This is a genomic window from Streptomyces sudanensis, assembly GCF_023614315.1.
Taxonomy (GTDB): domain Bacteria; phylum Actinomycetota; class Actinomycetes; order Streptomycetales; family Streptomycetaceae; genus Streptomyces; species Streptomyces sudanensis.
The window spans coordinates 3,247,280-3,253,111 of sequence record NZ_CP095474.1 but is presented as its reverse complement, the minus strand read 5'-3'; the positions used below and the strand labels follow the sequence as shown (position 1 = coordinate 3,253,111).

General features: G+C 75.0%; 4 protein-coding genes. 2 read left to right on the top strand and 2 right to left on the bottom strand.

All coding sequences use genetic code 11. The annotated features are described in order from the left end of the window. Window positions 1–145: 145 nt before the first annotated feature. On the top strand, window positions 146–688 hold the full coding sequence (locus MW084_RS15165) for a hypothetical protein (protein ID WP_338057692.1): 543 nt from the start codon (window positions 146–148) through the stop codon (window positions 686–688). Between the two features lie 352 nt (window positions 689–1,040). On the opposite strand, the gene MW084_RS15160 is transcribed toward MW084_RS15165, so the two are convergent. Continuing rightward, the gene (locus tag MW084_RS15160) at window positions 1,041–2,009 is read right to left on the bottom strand and encodes a ribosome-inactivating family protein (RefSeq protein ID WP_010470400.1); all 969 of its coding nucleotides are present in this window, start codon (window positions 2,007–2,009) and stop codon (window positions 1,041–1,043) included. 237 nt (window positions 2,010–2,246) lie between these two features. Here MW084_RS15160 and MW084_RS15155 point away from each other — a divergent pair, with 237 nt between their 5' ends. Next, window positions 2,247–4,649, top strand: coding sequence for an ATP-binding protein (locus MW084_RS15155; protein WP_010470401.1), 2,403 nt, complete (start codon window positions 2,247–2,249; stop codon window positions 4,647–4,649). Window positions 4,650–4,831: 182 nt separating this feature from the next. On the opposite strand, the gene MW084_RS15150 is transcribed toward MW084_RS15155, so the two are convergent. After that, the gene (locus MW084_RS15150; protein ID WP_010470403.1) at window positions 4,832–5,647 is read right to left on the bottom strand and encodes a S1 family peptidase; all 816 of its coding nucleotides are present in this window, start codon (window positions 5,645–5,647) and stop codon (window positions 4,832–4,834) included. Window positions 5,648–5,832 lie beyond the last annotated feature (185 nt).

The window sequence follows — 5,832 nt, the reverse complement described above, 5'->3', positions numbered from 1 at the left end:
GGCTCGGAGATAGCCCCAACCCCAACAACAGCCCCAGCAACGGCCGGGCGCCACGGAAGCCCCGGGGGCCGTACAGGGCACACAGGCCGTACCGAACACAAAGGCCGCACAGGCCACGGAAGCCTCAAGGGCCGCAGGGGCCACGTTGGCGACAGCTCCCGCCGCGCCCCCACGGGAGGCGACGTCCCCGCGGGAGGCGGTGCCCCCGCGGGAGGCGGTGCCCCCTGCTCCCGGTCCCGAGGAGACGGAGGCCCCGGCGCCCTCGCCCGCCGGTACCGACCCGGAGGGGATCGCCGGTACCGACCCGGAGGCGCCCGCCGGAGCCGACCCGGAGGCGGTCGCCGTGCTGGCCGCCCTGCGCCGGGTCGATCCGCGCCTCGTCCTGTCCGCGCGGGAGGCCGCCCACCTGGCACCGGCCGTCGCCAGGTGGCTGACGGCCGGTGTCGGGCCGCGCGAAATCACCGAGTTGCTGACCCTGCGGCTCCCCGACCGCTTCCGGGCCCGTCCGGCGCACATCCTCGCCTTCCGCCTCCGGGAGACGCCGCTGCCCGCGCCGCCGCCGACCGGGCGTCCGGTGGTACCGCCGCTCCAGACCTGCGACGGCTGCGAACGCGCCTTCCGCGCCGCCGGGCCCGGACGCTGCCGCGACTGCCGGCACCCCGGCCGCCCCCTCCCCGCCGCTGCCTGAGCTTGGCGTTCAACATCGCTGGGCTTGGTGTTCCTCGATCGACTCGACGCGTTCGACGGTGCCCGATGCCCCGCCTGTGGGTGCCTCGGCGGGGAGACTCGTACGCAGCGGCCGTTCCCTCGTGCTTCGTTACCCGACATCTCGAAGCGTGAGGAACGGCCGCGTCACATGCCGCCGGTTCCCGAGGATCCCAGCAGGCCGAGTGACCTACGAGGTCACACGCCGAGCCGAGACGCCGGCGGACCCTCGACCCCCCGACCCGCCCCGGCTCCGTGAGCCGGGGCGGGTCGGGGAGCGGGGTCCCTCGGATCCGCCGCGACAGGTTCACGGCGGTCCGTTCCGGGCGCCGCGGTCAGCGTCCGCTGCGGTAGAGCCCGAGGAAGGGGGCGATCCTCGGGACGGCGTTGTTCCCGAAGCGGATCTGCGTGATGCTGGTGTACGTGCGTCCGTCGACCGTCACGGGAGCGGCGTCTCCGCCGTTCACGGTCTGGTGGGCGACGCGGGACAGGGCCGACCACTGAGTCTGCAGGCTGGCACCGAAGTTGCCGAGGTGGGCCGGGCGGTTCGGGTCGCTCGGGTCGTATCCCAGGTCGATGGCGGCGGCGATGCGGTTTTCGATCCAGCCGAAGCGCGCGGCTTCGGCGGTGGCGCCGATGAAGTAGGCCAGGGTGCCGCGGTAGCTGTCGCGCCTCGCCGGGATGATGTAGCTCAGGTCGAGCATGCTGTGTTGCATGGTCTGCGCCTGGTAGCCGAAGTTGCCGCGGACCCCGTTGCTGTCCAGGCTGTTGTAGTCCCCCCGGTAGCCGAGACTCGTGAAGAGCGGCGGATTCGCCATGCCGTAGAAGTTCTGGATCTCGCGCGCCAACGGGAGCGTGGTGTCCGCGAACTGCCAGTGCGTGCCGCGGGCGGTGAAGCCGAGGAGGTACAGGTTGTCCACGCTGAAGTACAACTTCACGTGGCACTCGCTGGGGCCGCCGTACTCGTTGGTCCAGACGCGGACCTCGATGACGCGGTTCGTGTCCGTCCGGACCGGTGTGTCGAGCATGGCCGGGGTGTTGGCGCCGGCCATCTCGTGGCCCGAGGCGGCGCGGAGTCGCGCGACCATCTGCCGGTACCGGTTCGCGCGGTCCGCGCCTTCGCTGCCGCCGTAACCGGTGTCGTCGAAGCCTTCCATGTGCCAGTCGATGACGGTGTACCGCTGGGAGGTCTCCGCGTGGGCCGGCGCGCTACCGGCGGTCACCAGACCGCAGACGGCGAGGAGGGCCAGGAACAGGCTGCCCAGGCGTCTACCCGCGCGGCGCAGGACGGGGATCGGATTCATCAGTGGCTTCCCTGAGGTGGTCGGCGCGGGCCCACTCGCTGATGCGGGAGCTCCGTGAAGAGGAAGGTGACGGTTGCGGGACCCCAGTGGCTGCGGTCCCTCGCCCGTACCTCAAGCCAACTCGATGAAACGAAGGCGGAACAGGCATTTCCACCGGCAGAAACAGAGCCGGGCATACTTCTGCCGGATGGTTTCGCCACTCCTGTCGGAACCATGTCGATCAGGGGAGGCACACAGATGGGCACGGGGACACCGGCCGGCGGGGCCTTCGGCGCGCATCTGCGCGCGTTACGCACGGGCGCGGAGCTGAGTCAGGAGGAGCTGGCGCAGACCGCGGGGATCAGTGTGCGCGGGCTGTCGGACCTGGAGCGGGGCCGTTCCCGCGGCCCGCAGCGCCGGACCGTGCGGGCCCTGGCCGCCGCCCTGGGCCTGGACCCCGCGGCCGCACGGGAGTTGGAACGCCTCGCGAGCCTGGGCCGCCCCCGTCCGGCCGGCGTGAAGGCCGCCCCCCGCCCGGCCTCCGGACCGGACGGCGCTTCCGGCGCCGCCGACCCGGAGGCGCGGTCCGCCCGGACGGCGGCGCACCATCCGCTCGCCCTGCCCCGCGACCTGAGCGACTTCACCGCGCGCGGTCCGGCCCTCGACCGGCTCCGCGCCCTGGTGGAGGACCTCGATCCGGCCCGTCCTCCGGTCGCGGTGGTCTGCGGGCAGCCGGGCCTGGGCAAGACCAGCTTCGCCGTGCACGCCGCCCACACGCTCGCCCCGCACTTCCCCGACGGGCAGTTCGCCCTCGACCTCCGCGGCATGGACCCCCGCCCCGTCGACCCCCGCGACGCGCTCGCCCGGCTGCTGCGCGCCTCCGGGACCCCCGAGAACGACCTGCCCGCCGGCACCGAGGACCGTGCCGGCCTGCTGCGCTCGGTCCTGCGCGAGCGGCGGGTGCTGCTCGTCCTCGACAACGCCGCCGACGAGGACCAGGTCCGTCCCCTGCTGCCCGGCCGCGGCCCCTCGCTGACCCTGGTCACCAGCCGCTACGCCCTGGCCGGCCTCGAAGCCGTCCACCGCGTCGAACTCGCGCTGCTGCGCCGCGAAGAGGCCGTCGAACTGCTGACCCGGATCATCGGCCCCGAGCGTGTCCGGTGCGAGGCGCAGGCCGCCCGCGACCTCGCGGACCTGTGCGGGCACCTGCCCCTGGCCGTCCGCATCGCCGCACAGCGCCTCGCCTCCCGGCCGGGCGAGAGCATCGCCAAACTCACGGCCCAGCTAGCCGCCCAGGAGGACCGCCTCGATGCCCTGCGGGCCGGATCCCTCCAGGTCAGGGCCGCCTTCGCCCTGTCCTACCGGCAGTTGGGCGAGCACACCCGTACCGTCTTCCGCCGCGCCGCCCTCGCCTCGGGACCCGACTTCAGCCCCGAGACCGCCGCCCTCCTGGCCGACCTGCCCCCGCGCCGGGCCGTCCGCTGCGCACAGGACCTCACCGACGCGGGCCTCCTCCAACCCCACCCCACCTCCGACCGCTACCGCTTCCACGACCTCCTCCGCCTGTTCGCCACCGAACAGGCCGCCGAGGAGGACACGCCGGCCGACCTCGCCGCCGCCCGCACCCGCACCGACACCTGGATGCTGCGCCGCGCCGCCGCCGCGGCGCGGCTCTTCAGTCCCGACCACCATCCCGACGGCTCCGTCGGCGACCCCGACCCCGATCCGGCCACCGCGCCCGCGGACCGGGAGCAGGCCCACGCCTGGCTGGAGTCCGAACGGGCCCAGTGGCTCACCGCCCTCCACCGGGCCCAGGAAGCCGGCCGGCACCGGCAGGTGCTCGACACCGCCGAGGCGATGCACTGGTTCTCCGACCGCGTCCTGCACTGGGAGCTGTGGGCCGAGGTCTTCCAGCGGGGCGTCGACTCCGCCCGCGCCCTGGGCAGCAGGAGCGACGAGGCCGTACACCTCAACTACCTGGCCTGGGCCCACGCCGCGTGCCTCCACGACCACGCCACCGCCCTGGCCACCGCCCGGACCGCCCTGGACGTGGCACGCGCCGTCGACGACCGCCTCCAGGCCGGCTGGGCGCTCTATTACGGGGCAACGGCCCTCATCGGGCTCGGGCGCGCCGAGGAGGCCATCGCCCACCTCCACCGGGCCGCCGACTGCCTCAGCGGGCGGAGCGACACGCAGAGCCGCTTCGCCGAGCTGTCCACCCTCAACGTCCTCGGCCGGCAACTGCGCCAGACCGGCCAGGCCGCCGCCGCCCTCGCCGTCCACCGGCGCAGCGAAGCCCTGTGCCGGGAGGGCCTCGCCGGGCAGCCGCACGAACTCCTCGGCCTCTACCTGGCGTCGGCCCGGCAGCACATCGGCAACGACCTCGCCGCACTCCGCCGCTGGAACGAGGCCGAAGCCCCGCTCCGCCACGCCGTCACCCGCTTCGAGGAGGCGCGGATGCCCGCTTGGAGCGAGACGGCCCGCCTCGACCTCGGCATCACCCTGCGCCACCTGGGCAGGGTCGAGGAAGCCCGCGAGACCCTGGCCGCCGCCCACGCGAACCTCAGCCGGCTGAACCACCCCCGCCGGCTCGAAGCAGCCGACCACCTCCGCGCGCTGGACGCACTCGACCCGACCGCCCCGCGCACCCCCACCGTCTGAAGTCCCTCCCGGATGCGCGCCGCGGAACGGCCGCGCCCGCGACCGGCCGGTGGTCGGCGCGGGCCCGGCGCGTCCCCGCGGACGAAGGCCCGTGGGGGTCACGGCGCGTGGCGCGTGGCGCCGCGGCACCGTCGCTCCGGCAGGCCGTGCGTCCCGCCGGCCCGTTCGGCGGCTGCCGCGGATCAGGCGCCGCGCGCCAGGGTCCTGCGGATCCAGGCCGCGTAGGCGGGCACGTCGCCGTAGAGACCCGGCCCGTCCGAGCAGGCGACTCCCGGGGCTCCGGGACCCGAGGCGACTCCGATGAGCTCCCACCGCCCGCGCCCGTCCTTCCGGAGCTGCGGTCCCCCGGAGTCCCCGAAGCACGCCATGGCCCCGGGGACACGGCTGACCGTGCACAGCCGGGTGCGGTCCGCGTAGCCGGGGGCGCACTCGGCGGCGGCGCCCCTGCGCGTGTCGAGCTGCTGCATCCGCTCCGCGAACCTCAGTTCGGTGTCGACGGTGGTGCCGAAGCCCAGGATCCGGGTCGGAGTGCCCGGCCGCCCGGCCCGCTCCGCGATGCGGACGGGTTCCTCGGCGACCGGGCGGTCGAGGCGGACCAGCGCGATGTCGTCCTTGTTGGCGCCCTTCCCGTCGACGTTCGCGTAACCGGGGTGGACGACGGTCCGCTCGATGGCCCGGACGGTCCCCCCGGACTTGCGGTACGCGCTGCCGATCCGGACGACGCCGTCCAGTTCGAGGCCGTCGCCCCGCACGCAGTGGGCCGCCGTCAGCACCCACCGCGGGTCGATCAGCGACGCGCCGCAGGTGCCGTCGTGCACCCCGTGCTCCGGGGCCGACTCCGGGATCGTCGCCATGAACGCGTAGGGCTCGGTGGAGTCGGTTCCGTTGACGATCGCTCCGGCGCCGCCGGTCATCAGGGTGGCGCAGGCCGCGGCGGCCAGGGCGCCCGCGGTGACGGCGCGCGCCGCGCGGCGGCGCACCGGTTTCGGACTGGGCACGGACGGCTCCTCACTTCGGGTCCCGAACGTGTCCAGCCTGCTCGTCCGAGCCCCGCCGGGCCATCCGGGCAGCAGGCCGGAACGTCCTCGGGGAAGCCGGTCCGGGGGCGGTGGGGGTGGCCCCGCCGTCACGTCGGGGCGCCCTGCCGGGCCGGGCACGGGAGGGGCGCGGGAAGGGCGCGGAC

Coding starts and splice junctions, on each gene's coding strand:
- MW084_RS15160 (WP_010470400.1), bottom strand. CDS start 2,009: ATGAATCCGATCCCCGTCCTGCGCCGCGCGGGTAGACGCCTGGGCAGC.
- MW084_RS15155 (WP_010470401.1), top strand. CDS start 2,247: ATGGGCACGGGGACACCGGCCGGCGGGGCCTTCGGCGCGCATCTGCGC.